Annotated in this window: 20 protein-coding genes; 10 read left to right on the forward strand and 10 right to left on the reverse strand. The window is 60.9% G+C overall.

Annotation, left to right across the window (positions count from 1 at the left end; genetic code table 11):
• The first annotated feature begins 9 nt into the window (after positions 1–9).
• On the forward strand, positions 10–342 hold the full coding sequence (gene sutA / locus QZR30_RS05125) for a transcriptional regulator SutA (protein WP_043046902.1): 333 nt from the start codon (positions 10–12) through the stop codon (positions 340–342).
• Positions 343–534: 192 nt separating this feature from the next.
• Here sutA and QZR30_RS05130 read toward each other — a convergent pair whose 3' ends face one another.
• The 6 genes from QZR30_RS05130 to lptM are packed head-to-tail and all read right to left on the reverse strand — an operon-like array spanning position 535 to position 5,117.
• The gene (locus QZR30_RS05130; RefSeq protein WP_046070063.1) at positions 535–1,230 is read right to left on the reverse strand and encodes an HAD family hydrolase; all 696 of its coding nucleotides are present in this window, start codon (positions 1,228–1,230) and stop codon (positions 535–537) included.
• A complete protein-coding gene (gene xerC / locus QZR30_RS05135) occupies positions 1,227–2,126 on the reverse strand; it encodes a tyrosine recombinase XerC (RefSeq protein ID WP_059396695.1) in 900 nt (299 codons plus the stop codon). The genes QZR30_RS05130 and xerC overlap by 4 nt, the downstream gene beginning before the upstream one ends.
• Before the next feature lie 2 nt (positions 2,127–2,128).
• Positions 2,129–2,845, reverse strand: coding sequence for a DUF484 family protein (locus tag QZR30_RS05140; protein ID WP_043046905.1), 717 nt, complete (start codon positions 2,843–2,845; stop codon positions 2,129–2,131).
• 13 nt (positions 2,846–2,858) lie between these two features.
• The gene (gene dapF, locus QZR30_RS05145) at positions 2,859–3,689 is read right to left on the reverse strand and encodes a diaminopimelate epimerase (RefSeq protein WP_043046906.1); all 831 of its coding nucleotides are present in this window, start codon (positions 3,687–3,689) and stop codon (positions 2,859–2,861) included.
• Positions 3,690–3,692: 3 nt separating this feature from the next.
• Entirely contained in the window at positions 3,693–4,940 is a 1,248-nt protein-coding gene (gene lysA / locus QZR30_RS05150) for a diaminopimelate decarboxylase (RefSeq protein WP_046070061.1), read from the reverse strand.
• A gap of 9 nt (positions 4,941–4,949) precedes the next feature.
• Positions 4,950–5,117 carry an LPS translocon maturation chaperone LptM gene (gene lptM / locus QZR30_RS05155; protein ID WP_003195417.1) on the reverse strand — a complete coding sequence of 56 codons (168 nt, stop codon included), beginning with the start codon at positions 5,115–5,117 and terminating at the stop codon, positions 4,950–4,952.
• Positions 5,118–5,355: 238 nt separating this feature from the next.
• Here lptM and cyaY point away from each other — a divergent pair, with 238 nt between their 5' ends.
• From cyaY to rnk, 3 genes are all read left to right on the forward strand, one after another.
• Entirely contained in the window at positions 5,356–5,703 is a 348-nt protein-coding gene (cyaY, locus tag QZR30_RS05160) for an iron donor protein CyaY (RefSeq protein ID WP_046070060.1), read from the forward strand.
• A 2-nt stretch (positions 5,704–5,705) separates the two neighbouring features.
• Entirely contained in the window at positions 5,706–5,924 is a 219-nt protein-coding gene (locus QZR30_RS05165; protein ID WP_046070059.1) for a DUF1289 domain-containing protein, read from the forward strand.
• A 132-nt stretch (positions 5,925–6,056) separates the two neighbouring features.
• Complete coding sequence (gene rnk / locus QZR30_RS05170) at positions 6,057–6,467, forward strand: nucleoside diphosphate kinase regulator (RefSeq protein ID WP_046070058.1); 411 nt, start codon at positions 6,057–6,059, stop codon at positions 6,465–6,467.
• Here rnk and QZR30_RS05175 read toward each other — a convergent pair.
• The 3 genes from QZR30_RS05175 to QZR30_RS05185 form a co-directional block, all read right to left on the reverse strand.
• Complete coding sequence (locus tag QZR30_RS05175; protein WP_274356969.1) at positions 6,464–9,304, reverse strand: class I adenylate cyclase; 2,841 nt, start codon at positions 9,302–9,304, stop codon at positions 6,464–6,466. The genes rnk and QZR30_RS05175 overlap by 4 nt on opposite strands.
• 167 nt (positions 9,305–9,471) lie before the next feature.
• Positions 9,472–9,726, reverse strand: a complete 255-nt coding sequence (locus QZR30_RS05180; protein WP_056847020.1) for a TIGR02647 family protein — start codon at positions 9,724–9,726, stop codon at positions 9,472–9,474.
• Positions 9,727–9,876: 150 nt separating this feature from the next.
• On the reverse strand, positions 9,877–10,161 hold the full coding sequence (locus tag QZR30_RS05185) for a hypothetical protein (protein ID WP_043046913.1): 285 nt from the start codon (positions 10,159–10,161) through the stop codon (positions 9,877–9,879).
• A 125-nt stretch (positions 10,162–10,286) separates the two neighbouring features.
• Between QZR30_RS05185 and QZR30_RS05190 the strand changes: the two genes are divergently transcribed.
• Entirely contained in the window at positions 10,287–10,946 is a 660-nt protein-coding gene (locus QZR30_RS05190; protein ID WP_068965764.1) for a glutathione S-transferase family protein, read from the forward strand.
• Between the two features lie 97 nt (positions 10,947–11,043).
• Here QZR30_RS05190 and argH read toward each other — a convergent pair whose 3' ends face one another.
• Positions 11,044–12,438: an argininosuccinate lyase gene (gene argH, locus QZR30_RS05195; protein WP_046070055.1), complete on the reverse strand. Its 1,395-nt coding sequence runs from the start codon at positions 12,436–12,438 to the stop codon at positions 11,044–11,046.
• A 501-nt stretch (positions 12,439–12,939) separates the two neighbouring features.
• Here argH and QZR30_RS05200 point away from each other — a divergent pair.
• The 5 genes from QZR30_RS05200 (at position 12,940) to QZR30_RS05220 (ending at position 17,902) form a co-directional block, all read left to right on the forward strand.
• Positions 12,940–13,686 (forward strand): LytR/AlgR family response regulator transcription factor, encoded by a 747-nt coding sequence (locus tag QZR30_RS05200; protein ID WP_046070054.1) that lies wholly within the window; start codon positions 12,940–12,942, stop codon positions 13,684–13,686.
• Between the two features lie 138 nt (positions 13,687–13,824).
• The gene (gene hemC / locus QZR30_RS05205) at positions 13,825–14,766 is read left to right on the forward strand and encodes a hydroxymethylbilane synthase (RefSeq protein WP_046070053.1); all 942 of its coding nucleotides are present in this window, start codon (positions 13,825–13,827) and stop codon (positions 14,764–14,766) included.
• The gene (locus QZR30_RS05210; RefSeq protein WP_046070052.1) at positions 14,763–15,521 is read left to right on the forward strand and encodes a uroporphyrinogen-III synthase; all 759 of its coding nucleotides are present in this window, start codon (positions 14,763–14,765) and stop codon (positions 15,519–15,521) included. The genes hemC and QZR30_RS05210 overlap by 4 nt, the downstream gene beginning before the upstream one ends.
• An 18-nt stretch (positions 15,522–15,539) precedes the next feature.
• Positions 15,540–16,655, forward strand: coding sequence for a uroporphyrinogen-III C-methyltransferase (locus QZR30_RS05215; RefSeq protein WP_046070051.1), 1,116 nt, complete (start codon positions 15,540–15,542; stop codon positions 16,653–16,655).
• A gap of 5 nt (positions 16,656–16,660) precedes the next feature.
• Positions 16,661–17,902 carry a heme biosynthesis protein HemY gene (locus tag QZR30_RS05220; protein ID WP_046070050.1) on the forward strand — a complete coding sequence of 414 codons (1,242 nt, stop codon included), beginning with the start codon at positions 16,661–16,663 and terminating at the stop codon, positions 17,900–17,902.
• Positions 17,903–18,121 lie beyond the last annotated feature (219 nt).

Here is an 18,121-nt window from a genome sequence, read left to right on the forward strand (position 1 = left end):
AGGTAGAACATGAGCGACGATGATCTGGAACAAGACGACCTCGAAGTAGGTGATGAAGACGAAACCGAAGAAGGTCTTGAAGTAGCAGCGGAAGACGTTGCTGACGATGTCGATGAGAGCAGTGTCGATGAGGCGAGCCCCAAAGCCAAAGGCAAAGCCAAGGCTGCGGTCTCGGTAGACGAGCTGCCGAGCGTTGAAGCCAAGAACAAAGAGCGCGATGCCCTGGCCCGTGCGATGGAAGAATTCCTCGCTAAAGGCGGCAAAGTGGTCGAAGTCGAGCCCAACGTGGTGGCTGATCCACCGAAGAAGCCGGACAACAAGTACGGCAGCCGACCCATCTGAGTCTGCCTCCTGCTTGCCGAAAAAGCCCGCCGTCGCTGCGGGCTTTTTCACGCCTTATGATTTATCCGAGCCTTGTGGTGTTCTAAATGTGGGAGGGGGCTTGCTACCGATCGCGGTGTATCAGTTGCCACATGTGCTGGCTGAACCACTGCTATCGGGAGCAAGCCCCCTCCCACATTTTGATCTGCGGTGTTACTGCCAGCTCTGCAGCAACTCCGGCAACTCCGTCAGGCTACGAATCTCTGCATCCGGACGCTTTGATGCTTCCCACACTTTGCCCGTCGGGTTAAACCACACCGCCCGCAGCCCCGCCTGCTGTGCGCCGGCGATGTCATCTCCAGGGTGATCGCCCACATGCACTGCCGCACTGGCATCCACGCCGCCCCGCTGCAACGCCTCTTCAAACAAGCGAGCATCGGGCTTGGCGATGCCGATATCTTCGGCGCGCAAGGCAAAGTGAAAGTAGTCCGCCAGGCCCACGCGCTGCACGTCCGCGTTGCCATTGGTGATCACTCCCAGCAAAAAGTGCTGGCGCAGCGCTTTGAGCATCGGCTCGGCCTCCGGGAAAACGGTGAGCTGGTGGCGTGCATGGATAAACGCTTCAAAGCAGACATCCGCCATCTGCGCAGCTTCTGGTTGGGGGTAACCGGCTTCCTCGAACGCATGCACCAAAACACGATGTCGCAACAGACTGATGCGGTGTTTGAGTTCAGGATGGCGCTGCAGTACTTGCTGGCGCAGGCTGGCGAAATGCTCCAGGGGCAAGTCCCCGACCTTGGAGGCGTTGACCGCCAGCCATTCGCGCATCGACGCTTCGGCGCTGATGATGACAGGTACGTTGTCCCAGAGGGTGTCGTCCAGGTCGAAGGTGATCAGCTTGATGCTCATAAGTCGCTGCCCTTGATGCGTTTGGCCCGTGGATGGGCGCTGTCATACACCGTTGCCAGGTGCTGGAAGTCGAGATGGGTGTAGATCTGCGTGGTCTTGATATCGGCGTGGCCGAGCAGTTCCTGCACAGCGCGCAGATCCTGGGAGGACTCCAGCAGATGGCTGGCGAAGGAGTGGCGCAGCATATGTGGATGCAGGTTCTGTCCGAGTTCCCGCGCACCGGCGGCCTTGACCCGCAGCTGAATCGCCCGTGGTCCCAGGCGTCGGCCCTGCTGGCTGACAAACACCGCATCGTCCTCAGGATTGGTCAACAGGCGCAGCGGCAGCCATAGCTCGAGAGCTTCCCGGGCCTTCCTGCCGACTGGCAGCACGCGGGTTTTGCTGCCTTTGCCGAGGACTTGCACCAGGCCATCTGCGAGGTCCAGTTGATCGAGGTTAAGGCCGGTCAGCTCCGACAGGCGCAGGCCCGAGGAATAGAACAGCTCAAGGATCGCCTGGTCGCGATGGGCCAGGAAGTCATCTTCCACGGCGCCATCGAGCAACTGCAGGGCGCGGTCGGTATCCAGGGTCTTGGGCAGGCGTCGTTCGCCTTTGGGCGGGGACAGGCCATTGGCCGGGTCGTGGTCGCACAAGCCTTCGCGATTGAGGTAGTGGTAGAGGCCACGCACCGCCGACAGCAAGCGAGACAAACTGCGCGAGGACTGGCCTTGCTGGTGCAGCCGTGCGATCAGACTGCGCAGGGCCTGGATATCCAGGGCCTTCCAGCTGCTGACGTGCTGTTTTTCGCAATAGGCCAGGACCTTGTTCAAGTCCCGACGATAGGCTTCGAGGGTGTGGGGCGACACCTGGCGCTCGTTGCGCAGATGAGCGCAGTAGGCGTCCAGTTGCCGCTCCATGGTCAGCGCACCGCGCGCAGGGTGGTGGTGTGGCGTGGCAGGACACGGCCCAGCACTTCTGCGATGTAGGTCAGGAACAAAGTGCCCACCGAGCTCTTGTAGTGTGCAGGGTCGCGGCTGGCAATGGCCAGTACGCCGTGTAAGCCCTGATGGCTGAGGGCAATGACTGCGGTAGAGCCGATCTGCTTGCGCTGTTCGGCCCCGAACAGGAAGTCCAGTTCATGTTCGCGCAAGGTCCCGCTGACGGTCTTGCCTTCGGAAAGCAGGCCACCGATGGCCGTCTGCGCCTCGCCACCTGTGACCCAGCGCCCCACCGGCATTGGGTTATCGCTGAACAGGATCAGGCTTACAAAAGGCACCTGGAAATCCTCGCGCAGGCTGTCTTCCACGGCGATCACCGTTTCTTCCAGGCTGGCGGCGTCCATCAGGGTCAGGATCAAGCGGCGGGTCTTGTCGAATAAGCGGTCATTGTCGCGGGCCACGTCCATCAGATGGGAGAGCCGATGGCGCATTTCGATATTGCGCTCGCGCAGGATCTTCATCTGCCGCTCCACCAGCGACACGGTGTCACCGCGCTGGTGGGGGATACGCAGGGCCGGCAGCAACTCTTCGTGCTCTACGAAGAAGTCCGGATTAGCCTCAAGGTACGCCGCGACAGCAGCGGCCTCCAGGCTTTCACTCGGGGTAGCGTGTGCGGGTACTTGAGGCTTATCGGTCATTGGCTTGGCTCACTCATAGACGGACCTGTCCTTCGTATACACGCGAGGCCGGCCCGGTCATCATTACCGGGTGGCCTGGGCCTGCCCACTCGATGGACAAGCGTCCGCCGGGCAGGTCGATCAGCAGCGGCGAATCCATCCACCCCTGGCTGATCGCGGCCACGGCAGCGGCGCAAGCGCCGGTGCCGCAAGCCTGGGTTTCGCCGGCGCCACGTTCCCATACGCGCAATTGCGCACGGGTACGGTCGATCACCTGCAGGAAGCCCACATTGACCCGTGCCGGAAAGCGCGGGTGATGTTCGATCTTCGGTCCCAGTTCGTGTACCGGGGCGTTATTGATGTCGGTGACCCGCAGTACTGCATGGGGGTTACCCATGGACACGGCAGCGATATCCACGGTCTTGCCATCCACATCCAGCGGGTAACTGAGGGCCTGCTCGGTGGCCTGGAACGGAATATCCGCCGGCACCAGGCGTGGCGCGCCCATGTTGACGCTGATCTGGCCGTCACTGCGGATATCCAGTTCGATCACGCCGCCTTTGGTCTCGACACGAATCTGGCGCTTGGCGGTCAGGCGCTTGTCGAGCACAAAGCGCGCAAAGCAGCGCGCACCGTTGCCGCACTGTTCCACTTCGGAACCGTCGGAGTTGAAGATCCGGTAGCGGAAATCCACCTCCGGGTTGCTCGGCGCTTCAACCAGCAGCAACTGGTCGAAGCCGATACCGGTGTGGCGATCGCCCCACTGTTTGGCGTGCTTGGGCAGGATGTGCGCGTGCTGGCTGACCAGGTCGAGGACCATGAAGTCATTGCCCAGCCCGTGCATTTTGGTAAAACGCAGCAGCATGGCTTACTCCGGCAGCAGGCTTTCGCCAGCATACAACTGGGCTACCGTCTCGCGGCGACGCACTTCAAATGCTTGATCACCGTCCACCAGCACCTCGGCGGTACGCCCGCGGGTGTTGTAGTTGGAACTCATGACAAACCCGTAGGCACCGGCCGAATGCACGGCCAGCAGGTCACCTTCTTCCAGGGCCAACTGACGATCCTTGGCCAGGAAGTCGCCGGTCTCGCAGATCGGGCCGACGATGTCATAGGCGCGGGCAACGCTTGCGCGAGGCGTCACGGCGGTGACATTCATCCAGGCCTGGTACAGCGCCGGGCGGATCAGGTCGTTCATCGCCGCATCGACGATGGCGAAATCCTTGTGTTCGGTGTGCTTGAGGTACTCGACCTGGGTCAGCAGTACACCAGCGTTGGCGACGATATAACGGCCCGGCTCGAACATCAGGGTCAGGTCGCGGCCTTCAATGCGTTCGCGCACGGCCTGGATATAGTCGGCGATCGCCGGTGGTTCTTCATCGCGATAACGCACGCCCACGCCACCACCCAGGTCGATGTGGTGCAGGTAGATGCCGCACTCGCCCAGGCGGTCGATCAGCGCCAGCAGGCGGTCGAGCGCATCCAGGAAGGGTGGCAGGGTGGTCAGTTGCGAACCGATATGGCAGTCGACGCCCAGCACTTCCAGGTTCGGCAGTTGCGCGGCGCGGATGTACACGTCTTCGGCGTCGGCGATGGCGATGCCGAACTTGTTCTCTTTGAGACCGGTGGAAATGTAAGGGTGGGTGCCGGCGTCGACATCCGGGTTGACGCGCAGGGAGATCGGCGCGAGAACGCCCATTTCGGCGGCAACGACCTGCAGGCGCTCCAGTTCGTCGGTGGATTCGACATTGAAGCAATGTACGCCGACTTCCAGGGCGCGGCGCATGTCATCGCGGCTCTTGCCGACCCCGGAGAACACGATCTTGTCAGCCTGGCCGCCGGCGGCCAGTACGCGTTCCAGCTCGCCACGGGACACGATGTCGAAACCGGCGCCCAGGCGCGCCAGGACATTCAGCACGCCCAGGTTGGAGTTGGCCTTGACCGCGTAGCACACCAGGTGCGGTACGCCGTAGAGCGCGTCGGTGAACGAGCGGTATTGGGCTTCGATATGCGCACGGGAGTACACATAGGTCGGGGTGCCAAACTGCTGGGCAATCGCGGACAACGCCACGCCTTCCGCGAACAGCTCGCCGTCCCGGTAGTTAAAAGCGTCCATAAGTGTCCCTTAGTAGGTGTCGTGCTTATGCGCTTTTGACGGCTTTTGCGACGATTGCGCCTGTTCATTCGGGTCTTTGCTGTCATCGGGAAGGTACAGCGGGCCTTTTTGACCACAGGCACTGACGAGACAGGCGACCGCGACGAGCGCAGCAAGGGAAGAGATCAGGCGCTTCATGGCGAAATCCTTGAATATGCATTAATTGCGCCCGAGTATACCGACCACCCGCCAGCTTGCCTATGCGCCGCAATACCCGTCCGGCGGGGGTTTGCCGAGATGACTGGGAAGCGGGTTACGCTGTTAGAGCATATTTCGTACTGCCGTCTGTAATGAAATCGGTATCCTTTGCAATCGGCGAAGCGCGTCCGTATCGTGCGGCGCTTGAGCAAAACCAGACACTTTTGAGGTTGCCACGATGAGTTTGACCGAAGCCCGTTTTCACGACCTGGTGGATACCACCCAGGAGAAGCTGGAAGATATTTTCGACGACAGCGGCCTGGATGTGGATCTGGAAAGCTCGGCCGGTGTGCTGACCGTCAAGTTCGAGAGCGGCCAGCAACTGATCTTCAGTCGCCAGGAACCACTGCGTCAGCTGTGGCTGGCGGCGCGCTCCGGTGGCGTTCACTTCGACTACGACGAAGAAAGCGGCAAATGGCAGTGCGACAAGAGCGAAGAATTGTTGGGCGAGATGCTCACCCGCCTGGTCCAGGAATATACCGGCGTCGAGCTGGACTTTGATGAGTTGGGGCAGGACGAGATCTGACCGTGACCCAGCCTGCACCTGTACGCCCGCCCAAGCCGCTGTTCAGTAATGTCAGCCCGGCGGTGCCGTCACCTTGTATCAGTTTGTGTCGCCTGGACGAACAGAAGGTCTGCCTCGGCTGCTTCCGCCATGTGGAAGATATCCGCGAATGGCGCTCTGCCGACGATGCGCGGCGCCGGGTGATCTGCGCCGAAGCCGAGCAACGCAAGGCACGCGCCTGACGTTGTCTTGTTTATTTGTGTCGCTGTGGTAGTGTCCGGATACACCTCAACTCATCGAGGTCCGTGAGAACCCCGCCTTTTCCTGGCGGGGTTTTGCTTTTTTTGTGCAGAAAAAAGGAGTCTGCCTGAATCATGACCGCACCTTCCATCATTCTTACCCGTCTCGACGTGCAGCGTCTTGAGCAACTGATCGACCGTGAAGGCGAGGACTCGCCGGGCGTCGAAGCCCTTCAACACGAACTCGACCGCGCCGAAGAAGTGGTTGGCCACGATGAAGTGCCTGCAACTGTCGTGACCATGAACTCCAGTGTGCACTGCCGTGAGCAAGGCAGTGGCAAGGACTACCACCTGACCCTGGTCTACCCCAAGGACGCGAATGCCGACGAAGGCAAGATCTCGATCCTCGCGCCGGTGGGCAGTGCCTTGCTGGGCTTGCAAGTGGGCCAGCATATCGACTGGCCTGCGCCGGGCGGCAAGACACTCAAGCTTGAACTGCTCAACGTCGAAGGCCAGCCCAAAGATGGCGGCGCCTTCACGCTCTAGACCTGATCCAGCGCCGCATTGAGTGACTGTTCCAATTCTGCCTTGTAGCGCAGGTACAGATTGCTCGGGCTCTGCACGTCCCCCAGCAGGCCCGACAAATCCAGATCGGTGATATAGCAGCGGTATCGTTCGGTTTCCTGGCGTTGCGCGACAATCTCCCGGGCTACCACGGCAAACAGTTGGTCGCCGAATTCCAGCTCGGAAAATTCCCGCTGATTGCAGTACAACGTAATCCCCACCTGGCCCGGCGCGCCCTTGCCGATAATCGCCTGCACGTCATAAAACGGCTTGTCGGCAGGATTTTGCGGGGCTGGCCTTGGCTCGACGCGGCGCGCGCGGGAGTTGCCTGAGGGCATTAGCTGGTAGTACAGGGTATGAATCTCACCCAGGGGTGGCTGCGCGTCCAGGGACGATAACGCCTCCCGGCGGTAAAGGGTCGATTGCAGGAAGCGCTGCAGTGGCGCCAGCAGACTCTGTTCATCGTGGAATGGCAGGCGCTGCTGCCAGAGGGCATTGAATTCGTCGAGCACGTACAGCTCGGCGAAGCCTTCGTTGACCCGATAGAACACCTGCACACAATCGGCCTGGCCCATGGGTAGCAGCAGCGCCAGGTCGTGGTCTTCCAGGGCCATGGCGTCCAGGTGCCACGGGCTGTAGCTGGCCAGTTCCTCACTGAGGTAGGCAATCAGCGCGTCCTGTGTGGGCAGCGGCACATGAGTGGCCTGGCCCGGTGTCAGTTCCATCACGTGATAGTGCTGCTGCACCTGAAGCAGGTAGCGGTGATTGCCCTGGCTGAGCAGCAGGTTCTGCGCAGTGTCGAATACCTCCTCCACACGCTGGGCAATGAACTGCGCACGGTTGTGACAGAAGCAGCGCACCCGCAGCCGTGGCAGATGGTCCGACGGCAGTTGGTTGAGGTAGTCGCGCAGGCAGTCGAGCAGCGCGTGGGGGCCGTCGTAGCGGCTGACCATCACCTCGTTCCAGCTATTGAGCGTGACCTGGTCCAGGGTCAGCACCAGGTTGTCGCGTACACCGGCATAGCTCAGGGAGTCGGTGCGCTCGGTGGTCATCAGGATATTCAGCTCACGATGATGTTTGAGCGGATCAACGCCGACGTTGATCAGCAACAACACTTCTTCCGGCACTGCCGGACGCAACAGGCGGACTTCATCGACGCTGGCCAGGGGCAGGGCGATGGTCTGCTGCAGGCTGCCCAGCAGGTTGAACAGCTCGAACTCGGTCATGTCGCTGGTGCCTGGGTGCAGCGCCAGGCGGGTACTGCTGTCGATTACCCCGTTGCGGTGGCACCAGGTAAGCATTTCCAGCAGGTCGCGGCTGCGTTTGATCGGCGCGAAGTGCTCCCATTCCAAGGCCGTGAGGTTGCCGTTATACAAGCCCCAATGGTACTGGCCAGTTTCCTTGCGGTTGGGCGACTGCACCAGTGTCAGGGTATCTTCGGCCAGGTCGGGAGCAATACCGGGGTTGATGAACTCAACCTTGCCGGCCTTGCGCTCAAACGCTGCATATAGGCGCCGGCCCAGCACATTGAGGTCACGCTTGTTTATCAGGCTGACGGTCTGTTCGGTACGGGCGAACTGGGTGAGGAAGCGGTAACTGTAGTTCAGCTCATTGACCAGGGCACGGCGTTCGGACGCGACCTGGCGCACTTTCCACTGGCTGCGGCTGTCCAGCAGGGCCAGTTGGCGTTGGTCCCAACCCCACTCAAAAGCCAGGCGCTCGAGCAGCAGCCGTTGCCAACCGGTAGTGCGCTGGCCGACGCTGAGCTTGCGGTTGACCTTCAGGTACAGGCTGCGTCGCACCAGTTCCAGGCGCTCTGGCTCGTTGCGAGCCTTGAGGTACTCCTCGATGCGGCGGTAGACCATGATGTAAGGGTCCAGCTCATCCAGATCGACCTGGTTGGCGAACACCGCCTGTTTAAAACGCAGGCTCAGGCATTGCACGTTTGGGTGTTCACTGGCGTAGACCTCGGTCAGCAACAGCTTGAGCACCGACTTGTAGGGGGATTCGATACCTTTGAACAATTGCCACAGCCCGGCACCCATGAACTCGCCCGGCGGGATGTGGGCAAGGTGGCCAAGGTCTAGGGTCTCGTCGGCGCGGATGAAACGCTTGGACATCAGTGTGTGGGTAAATTCGGCGTAGCGGCTTTCTTCATACACCGGCACCAGCCACCAGATCGGCGTGCGCCCGGCCAGCCATATGGCGGTGCGGTAGAACTCGTCCAGCAGCAGGTAGTGCTGGGTGGTGCCGCAATCGTCGGAACTCAGTTGCGTGTCGCGCTCACCCAATACGAAGCGCGTCGGCTCGATCAAAAAGAAATGCGCTTCGGCGCCCATGCCCAGGGCCCAGACCTCCAGCAATTGGCACTTCTTGCGCAGCTCGGCCAGTTCGTTGTCGTTCAGATCGGGCGCATGGCACACCCACACATCCATATCGCTTTGATCGGCCTGGGCCAGCGTGCCGAGGCTGCCCATCAGGAATAGGCCGTGGATCGGTCGGGGCGGGTTGCCGTGGCGGGGCTTATAAGAGAATGAGCGGGTCAGGCGCTGGGCTTCGGTCAGAGCTTGATCGTCAGGTTCGAAATTCGACAGCCCGGCCGGGGTGGTGCTGGAGACGTAGCCCGGTAACAACGGGTGATTGACGTGGAAAAATAGCGGGAGGAGGGTCAGCACGCTTTGCTGGCGCGGGGTCAGCCCCTCGACGGCACGGGCCATGCGCTCTTCATTGAGTGCCATGAAGCGCGCGCGCAACTGGGTCAGCACCTTGCGGTCGATGCCTTCGTCCAGGTCGGGGCGGATTTCATGGGTGCGGGTCATGTCGAACTCGGCGGCTCGCAGGGCCCGACATGGGCGGCCGTGTAGGAGTTTACAGCCAGAAGCGTAGGAGGTTTAGAGGGGAAATGATTTTGGTGTCAGAATTTTCGCCGTTGCACAGCAACACCCTTGGAATCCGCGAGGGCGGACTCCACGGGCGGTATCAGTTATCAGGCGGCTTCTTTGGTCGAGCTGGTGGTCAGGATAGTCAGCAGGGTTTGCGCTTGTTCGGCGGCGTCGCGACCCAGGCTGGTCAGATAACCGCCATCCGGCTGGTCGATCAGTTTTTTCTCGAACAGGCGCTTGGCAGCGGCAATGGCGGTAGGAGCGGCAGTCTGGTGGACTTTCAGACCTTCCTGGGAACTGCCCAGGTTGAAGAGTGCAAGGATTTCCAGTTCGGCAACCAACTCGGGTGTATACGACATAAGGACTCCAGACTTTCTAAATTTATTAGAGGCTAGCACGCCATAAGGTGAACGCACTTTGGCGGGCTGTCCAGTGAGAAAGTCGTAGGTATTGATATGGCGCAGATTTGTGGCGAGGAAGCGGGCTTCCCGGCCACGCCGAGGCTGGTTTCAGTTGTTTTCAGGCGGTAGTTCAGGGAGCGCTCGCAACGCCGTTTCATACCATTCGGTATCGAAAGCACGGTCTTCTTCGAGCATCTTGTCTATCTCAACCGCCAGCACATGGGCCATGAGGTTCAAAATGTCTTCGCGCTCGTAACCTACCAAGGTCAGTTTATTGAAGGTGGCCTTGGCGGCAGGCGGGTTGTCGCTTTCGATCTGGTTTTCGATGGCCTGGGTCAGCGTGCTTTCGGTGAACTCTTCTTCGTCGTTATCAATATCGGTCGGCTCGCTCATGGCAGGCTCCTTAAGGAAAGGACGTCAGTCTACCGCCATTCAGGTAGGTGATGCTGCTGGTCAGCCCGGCTTCGGGCATCTATAACTCTTGCAGCCAACCCCGCACCCGGCCTGGAGGCTTTGCGATGCTCAAGCTTTACGGATTTTCGGTCAGCAACTACTACAACATGGTGAAACTGGCGTTGCTGGAGAAAGGGCTGCCTTTCGAAGAGGTACCTTTTTATGCCGGGCAAACTCCCGAAGCACTGGCGATAAGCCCCCGCGGCAAGGTGCCGGTGCTGGGCGTGAAGCAGGGGTTTATCAACGAAACCAGCGTGATCCTCGAATACATCGAGCAGACCCAGGAGGGCCCTGCGCTGCTCCCGGCCGAGCCTTTTCAACGGGCTCAGGTGCTGGCGTTGTGTCGAGAAATCGAGCTCTACATCGAGCTGCCTGCGCGAGCGTGTTTCGCCGAGGCATTTTTCGGCATGCCGGTGCCGGAGGCGATCAAGGAAAAATCCAAGGCCGAGTTGTTGCTGGGCATCGCTTCTTTGGGGCGGCATGGCAAGTTCGCACCTTATGTGACAGGTGAAAGTTTTACCATTGCCGATCTGTATTTCATGTACAGCTTGAATCTGGCCTGTGGTGTGGGCGAGAAGCTGTTTGGCCTGGATCTGCTGGCTGAGTTACCAAAGGCGAAGACGCTGCTCGCGCGCCTGAATGAAATGCCCAACGCGCAAAAGGTGGAGGCGGACAGGCAGGCGGCGCTGCCGTCATTCATGGCGATGATTGCGGCCAAAAAATAATCAAGTGTGGGAGGGGGCTTGCTCCCGATGGCGGTGTATCAGGTAAGAAAACCTTAGCTGACCCACCGCCATCGGGAGCAAGCCCCCTCCCACAGTTTTAGCGGCTGGCGAGCAATTCTTTGCCGCGTACTACAGCAGCTTTGACCTGTGCCGGTGCAGTACCGCCCACATGGTCGCGGGCATTCACCGAACCTTCCAGGGTCAGCACGGCAAACACATCCTGCTCGATCTGGTCGCTGAACTGGCGCAGTTCTTCCAGGCTCATTTCCGCCAGGTCCTTGCCGGTGTCTACGCCATATTTAACCGCGTGGCCGACGATTTCGTGACAGTCACGGAACGGCAGGCCACGGCGTACCAGGTAGTCAGCCAGGTCGGTCGCGGTGGAAAACCCGCGCAGGGCCGCTTCACGCATCATCGCGTGCTTGGGCTTGATCGCCGGGATCATGTCGGCAAAGGCACGCAGCGAGTCGCGCAGCGTGTCGGCGGCGTCGAACAGCGGCTCCTTGTCTTCCTGGTTGTCCTTGTTGTAGGCCAGCGGTTGGCCTTTCATCAGGGTCAACAGGCCCATCAGTGCGCCGAATACCCGGCCGCTCTTGCCACGCACCAACTCGGGCACATCGGGGTTTTTCTTTTGCGGCATGATCGAGCTGCCGGTGCAAAAGCGGTCCGGCAGGTCAATGAACTGGAACTGCGCGCTGGTCCATAGCACCAGCTCTTCCGAGAAGCGCGACAGGTGCATCATCGCAATGCTGGCGGCGGCGCAGAATTCGATGGCGAAGTCACGGTCCGACACGCCATCCAGGGAGTTGCCGCCCACGGCGTCAAAGCCCAGCAGTTGTGCGGTGTACTCGCGGTCGATCGGGTAGGTGGTACCCGCCAGCGCGGCGCTGCCCAATGGCATGCGGTTAGCGCGCTTGCGGCAATCCACCAGGCGCTCGTAGTCGCGGCTGAGCATTTCGAACCAGGCCAGTAGATGATGGCCGAAGGTCACCGGCTGTGCGGTCTGCAAGTGGGTGAAGCCGGGCATGATGGTGTCCGATTCACGCTCGGCCTGCTCCAGCAAACCTTTTTGCAGGCGGGTGATTTCGGCCAGGATCAGGTCGATTTCATCGCGCAGCCACAAGCGGATATCGGTGGCTACCTGATCGTTACGGCTGCGGCCGGTGTGCAGTTTCTTGCCGGTCACGCCGATGCGGTCGGTCAGGCGCGCCTCTATGTTCATGTGCACATCTTCCAGGTCGACGCGCCAGTCGAACGTACCGGCCTCGATCTCACCGCGGATGGTGGTCAGGCCGTCAATGATGCTGTCACGCTCGGCATCGGTCAGCACGCCGACCTTGGCCAGCATCGTGGCGTGGGCGATGGAACCCATGATGTCGTGGCGATACAGGCGTTGGTCAAAGGTGACGGAGGCGGTGAAGCGGGCGACGAAGGCGTCGACGGGTTCACTGAAGCGGCCGCCCCAGGACTGGTTGGTCTTGTCGGTGCTCATGGATTCGCTCGTGATCTGTTTGAAAGAGGCATGGAGGTGTGCCGGCGATAATAACAGGGTTGCCCTTGGTGGCGGTGTTGCGGGTGCCTGGCAATTTTATTTGCGGCGTAGATGGCTAAGTGCCTTGCCGCCGGCCGCATCCGGGACGAGACTGGAGGCAGGTACTTATTGAAACGATATTTGACGATTGAGCAATATCGTCTCGGTGAGCGTCTACAGTTGCACTGATAGTGTGTGAATGCACCAAAGTCGACTGATGCGGTCATAACCAGACTATCCATTAAACAGGGGGGTATTCGGATTGTGTATCAGTGAACCCTACGACGATGCCCGACGGCAGCAGGTCCTGGGCGCTATTGAACAGGTCCGGGTAAATTTGGGTGCCGCTCTCAGGGCACTTTTTGCCGCTCGCGCTAGTCTTAGCGTGGATCGCTGTGACGTAAGTCACCGCACCTGTCTACGCTATCCTTGTGCGAGACTCACGCAGGAATCCAGCGCAATATGAATGTCCTGATCGTTGATGACGAACCCCAAGCCCGCGAGCGACTGAGCCGTCTGGTCAGTGAACTCGAGGGTTATACAATCCTTGAACCGAGTGCCGCCAACGGTGAGGAGGCGTTGACCCTGATCGACAGCCTCAAGCCGGACCTGGTGCTGCTCGATATCCGCATGCCGGGCCTCGATGGCCTGCAAGTGGCCGCTCGCCTGAGCGAGCGCGAATCGCCACCGGCCGTGGTGTTGTGTGCGGCCCAGGATGAGTTTTCTGCTCAGACGCTCGAAGACAGCACTGTCAGTTTTCTCGTCAAGCCGGTCAGCGCCGAAGCCTTGCTCAAGGCTTTGAAGAAAGCCGAGCGACCCAATCGCGCCCAGCTCGCTGCCTTGACCCAGCCGGCCGCCCAAAGTGGTAACGGGCCACGCAGCCACATCAGTGCGCGCACCCGCAAGGGCATCGAGCTGATACCCCTTAGCCAGGTCGTCTACTTTATTGCCGATCACAAGTACGTGACCCTGCGTCATGAGTCGGGCGAGGTATTACTCGATGAGCCGCTCAAGGCTCTCGAGGACGAGTTTGGCGACCGCTTCGTGCGCATCCATCGCAACGCGCTGGTAGCCCGTGAACGTATCGAGCGCCTGCAACGTACGCCCCTGGGGCACTTTCAGCTATTCCTGAAGGGACTCAACGGCGATGCACTGATTGTCAGCCGACGCCACGTCGCCGGCGTGCGCAAGATGATGCAGCAGCTTTAGCCCAAGGGCTGCGGCGCGGTCTGCATTCCTTATCCCGGTGCGATGTGGCCAGGGAGGCCCCGCACTTGCTGATTCAAATCAAAGCGTATTTGCCTGAGCTGTTATTATCCGCTGTAACTATTCAGTTCGGATTGATCCATGTCCTCTCGCGAAATCCGCATCGCCACCCGTAAAAGCGCCCTGGCCTTGTGGCAGGCCGAATACGTCAAAGCACGCCTTGAGCAGGCCCATCCGGGCCTCAAGGTATCCCTGGTGCCCATGGTCAGTCGTGGCGACAAGCTGCTCGACTCGCCACTGTCGAAAATCGGCGGCAAAGGCTTGTTCGTCAAGGAGCTGGAAACCGCGCTGCTGGAGAACGAAGCCGACATCGCCGTGCATTCGATGAAAGATGTGCCCATGGACTTCCCTGAAGGCCTGGGCCTTTTTTGCATCTGCGAGCGCGAAGACCCGCGTGACGCCTTTGTTTCCAACACCTACGCATCCCTGGATGAATTGCCGCTGGGCAGTATCGTCGGCACCTCCAGCCTGCGTCGCCAGGCTCAGTTGCTGAGCCGGCGCCCCGATTTGCAGATCCGTTTCCTGCGCGGCAACGTCAACACTCGCCTGGCCAAGCTCGACGCCGGCGAATATGACGCAATCATCCTTGCCGCTGCCGGCTTGATCCGCCTGGGCTTCGAAGAGCGCATCACGTCAGCCATCAGCATCGAAGACAGCCTGCCCGCGGGCGGGCAGGGTGCGGTCGGCATTGAATGCCGCACCGCCGACGGCGAAATCCACGCACTGCTCAAGCCCCTTGATCACGCGGATACCGAAGTGCGTGTCACCGCCGAGCGTGCCTTGAACAAGCATCTCAATGGTGGCTGCCAAGTGCCAATCGCCTGCTATGCGGTGCTCGAAGGTGAAAACCTGTGGCTGCGTGGCCTGGTCGGCGACCCGGACGGCGGTACGCTGCTGACCGCCGAAGTGCGCGGCCCGCAACGTGATGCCACGGCCCTGGGCATCCAGGTCGCCGAGGAGTTGCTGGGCAAAGGCGCTGGCGCCATCCTGCAGAAAGTCTATGGCGAGGCCGGCCCGCAGTGACCGACTGGCGCGTGCTGCTGACGCGGCCTGCCGAGGACTCGAAGGCCCTGGGGGCCTTGCTGTCCGAGGCTGGTATCTACAGCAGCAGCCTACCCTTGCTGGAAACCGAAGCGTTGCCGGTCACGCCCGAGCAACAAGCGTTGTTCGGCGCGCTGCAGCGCTATTGCGCGGTCATCGTGGTGAGCAAACCGGCCGCGCGCCTGGCCTTGCAACGATTGAAGAGTACTCCGGCGCCAATGCCCTGGTTCAGCGTTGGGGCGGCGACGGCGCAGATACTGGCCGATCATGGCCTCGATGTTCACTATCCAGCCACTGGCGATGACAGCGAGGCCTTGCTTCAATTGCCTGCATTGCGCGAGGCTACTGCCCGGCCGGGTGCAAGGGTGCTGATCCTGCGCGGCAAAGGCGGGCGGGAGCTGCTGGCAGAGCGTTTGCGCGAGCAAGGTGCTAGTGTCGACTACCTGGAATTGTATCGGCGTTTTCTCCCGGCTTACGAGGCGGGCGCACTGATGCAGCGCATCCAGTTGGAACGCTTGAACGGCCTGGTGGTCAGCAGTGGGCAGGGTTTTTTACACTTGCAGGCCATGGCCGGCCCCGATTGGCCAGAGGTGGCACAGCTGCCATTGTTCGTGCCCAGTCCGCGCGTCTATGAAATGGCGCGGGCCGCTGGTGCAGAAAAAGTTGTGGATTGTCGTGGCGCGAGTGCCGCGGCTTTGTTAGTGGCGTTAGGGAGCTATCCCGTTCCCACTCTCTGATACGCAAAGGACGGATACGTGAGCGAAACAGCCTTGCCTAAAGATGAAGCTCAGCCCGCGCTCGATGCGCCGGTCGAGACACCGGTCAGTACGCCACGCCGTGGCAATGGCCTGGCAATCGTCGCCTTGCTTCTGGGCGCTGTGGGCGTAGCCGCCGGCGGCTGGGGGATCTGGCAGGTCCGCGCGCTGCAAGCCAGCAGCCAGCATCAGCTGGGCCAGGTGCAAACCCTGGATGACCAATCCCAGAGCCTCAAGCAAAGCCAGCAACAATTGGCCGCCCGCCTGGCGCAGTTGCCGGGCGCGGATGAACTGGAAGAGCGTCGCCGCCTGGTCGCCCAACTGCAGGGTGATCAGCAGCGCCTGAACCAGCGTCTGGAAACCGTGTTGGGCGCCAGCCGCAAGGACTGGCGGCTGGCCGAAGCCGAGCACCTGATCCGTCTGGCCAGCTTGCGCTTGTCCGCCTTACAAGACATCAACAGCGCTCAGTCGCTGGTCCAGGGCGCCGACGAAATTCTTCGCGAGCAGAGCGACCCAGGCGCTTTCGCCGCGCGCGAGCAACTGGCCAAGAGCCTGGCCGCGCTGCGTAGCACCGAGCAACCAGATCGTACCGGCCTTTACCTGCAGCTGGCGGCCTTGCGTGACCAGGTCGTGCAGTTGGCGGCGATTGCGCCGGAGTATCAACTCACCGAGCCTTCCTCCCAAGGGCGTCCTACCAGCGATACGGAGAACTGGTTGAGCCAGTGGTGGGAGCAGATTTCCCGTTACTTCCGCATCGACTTCAACCCGGATGACAACATCCGCCCATTGTTGGCGGGCCAAGGCTTGAACCAAGTGCGACTGGCCCTGAGCCTGGCGCTGGAGCAAGCACAATGGGCCGCACTGAATGGCGAGTCGGCGGTGTACAGCCGCTCGCTGGGTGAAGCGCGTAGCGTGTTGCAAGACAACTTCAACCAGGACAACCCGCAGAGCAAGGCGATGCTGGCGCGTATCGCTGAACTCGAGCCCAAGGCCGTTTCGGTGGTGACCCCAGACCTGGCGGCGAGCCTGGCCGCAGTGCAGGCGTACCTCGAACGTCGTCATCAGTCTGCCGATGATGCCAAGGCCTCGGCTGGCCAACCGGCGACCCAGGAGTAGAGCTGATGAAGCGTTTCTATGTGATCCTGGTGCTGGCGATTGCGGTCGCACTGGCGCTGGGCGTGGGCATTTCGAAACACACCGGCTACGTGCTGATTACCTATCCCCATTTGCTGCATTACGAATCGAGCCTGTGGGCTACCTTGGTGGCGGTATTTGCCATCGGCCTGGCGATCTACCTGGTGCGCGTGTTGTTGAGCCTGGTCACCACATCCAGTGGCGTGGTCAATCCCTGGTCGCGGCGCAACCGCAGCCGCCGTGTGCAGATTGCTATCGAGCAAGGCCAGATGGACCTTGCCGAGGGCCGCTGGGCCAGCGCCGAACGCCATTTGCACCGCGCCGCGGAAGCAGAGCGCCAGCCGTTGTTGTATTACATCGGTGCCGCCCGTGCGGCCAATGAGCAGGGCCGTTATGAGGAGTCCGATGGCTTGCTCGAGCGCGCCCTGGAGCGCCAGCCCCAGGCCGAACTGGCGGTTGCGCTGAGCCATGCGCAATTGCAGATGGACCGAGGCGATACCGACGGCGCCCTGGTTACCCTGCAGGCGATGCACGAGCGTCATCCGCATAACGCGCAGGTGCTACGACAGTTGCAACGCCTGCATCAGCAGCGTGGCGACTGGTCGTCGGTGATTCGCCTGTTGCCTGAACTGCGCAAGGACAAAGTGCTGCCTGCGGGCGAGCTGGCCGAGCTGGAGCGTCGCGCCTGGGGCGAGAACCTCAGCCTGGCTGCCCAGCGTGAAGAGCAAGGTGAAGCGGGCTTGCAGTCCCTCGAACGGGCATGGGAGCAATTGACTTCGGCCCAGCGCCAGCAGCCACAGCTGGTGCTGGCGTATGCCGACCAGCTGCGTCGACTTGGCGCGGATGCCAAAGCCGAGGAGGTGCTACGTGGCGCGCTCAAGCGTGGCTATGACAGTCACTTGATCCGGCTGTATGGCCTGCTGCGCGGCAGTGATCCTGCACGTCAATTGAAGTTTGCCGAAGGCTGGCTCAAGGATCATCCTGGCGATGCCAGTTTGCTGTTGACGCTGGGCCGCCTCTGCCTGCAAAACAGTCTGTGGGGCAAGGCACGGGACTATCTGGAAAGCAGCCTGCAAGTGCAGCGCAATCCTGAAGCCTGCGCCGAACTGGCCCGCCTGCTGGCCCAGTTGGGCGACACCGAGCGCAGCAACCAATTGTTCCAGGAAGGCCTGGGGTTGCTGGACAATCGTCTGCTGTCCTCGCCGCTGCCAGTCCCTGTGCGAGTTTGAAGTAGGAAAGGGTGAACAGATTGGCTCCGACCTATCTGACACCCGGTCCGCCATGCCCCCGTAAACACTTGGCTTAAGCGGTGTTGTTACTAATTCCTACTTGTTGTAATTGGATTTCCTCCTGGCTCTGGCGGGATGTCCTTACGTTTTCGCGGAATAGTCTGCTCTAGAGCGTATTGAAAGGGGTCGGGCCTTTACTCTACCGTAGCGTCCTATCTC

This window comes from Pseudomonas sp. rhizo25 (genome assembly GCF_031931935.1).
Taxonomy (GTDB): Bacteria; Pseudomonadota; Gammaproteobacteria; order Pseudomonadales; family Pseudomonadaceae; genus Aquipseudomonas; species Aquipseudomonas synxantha.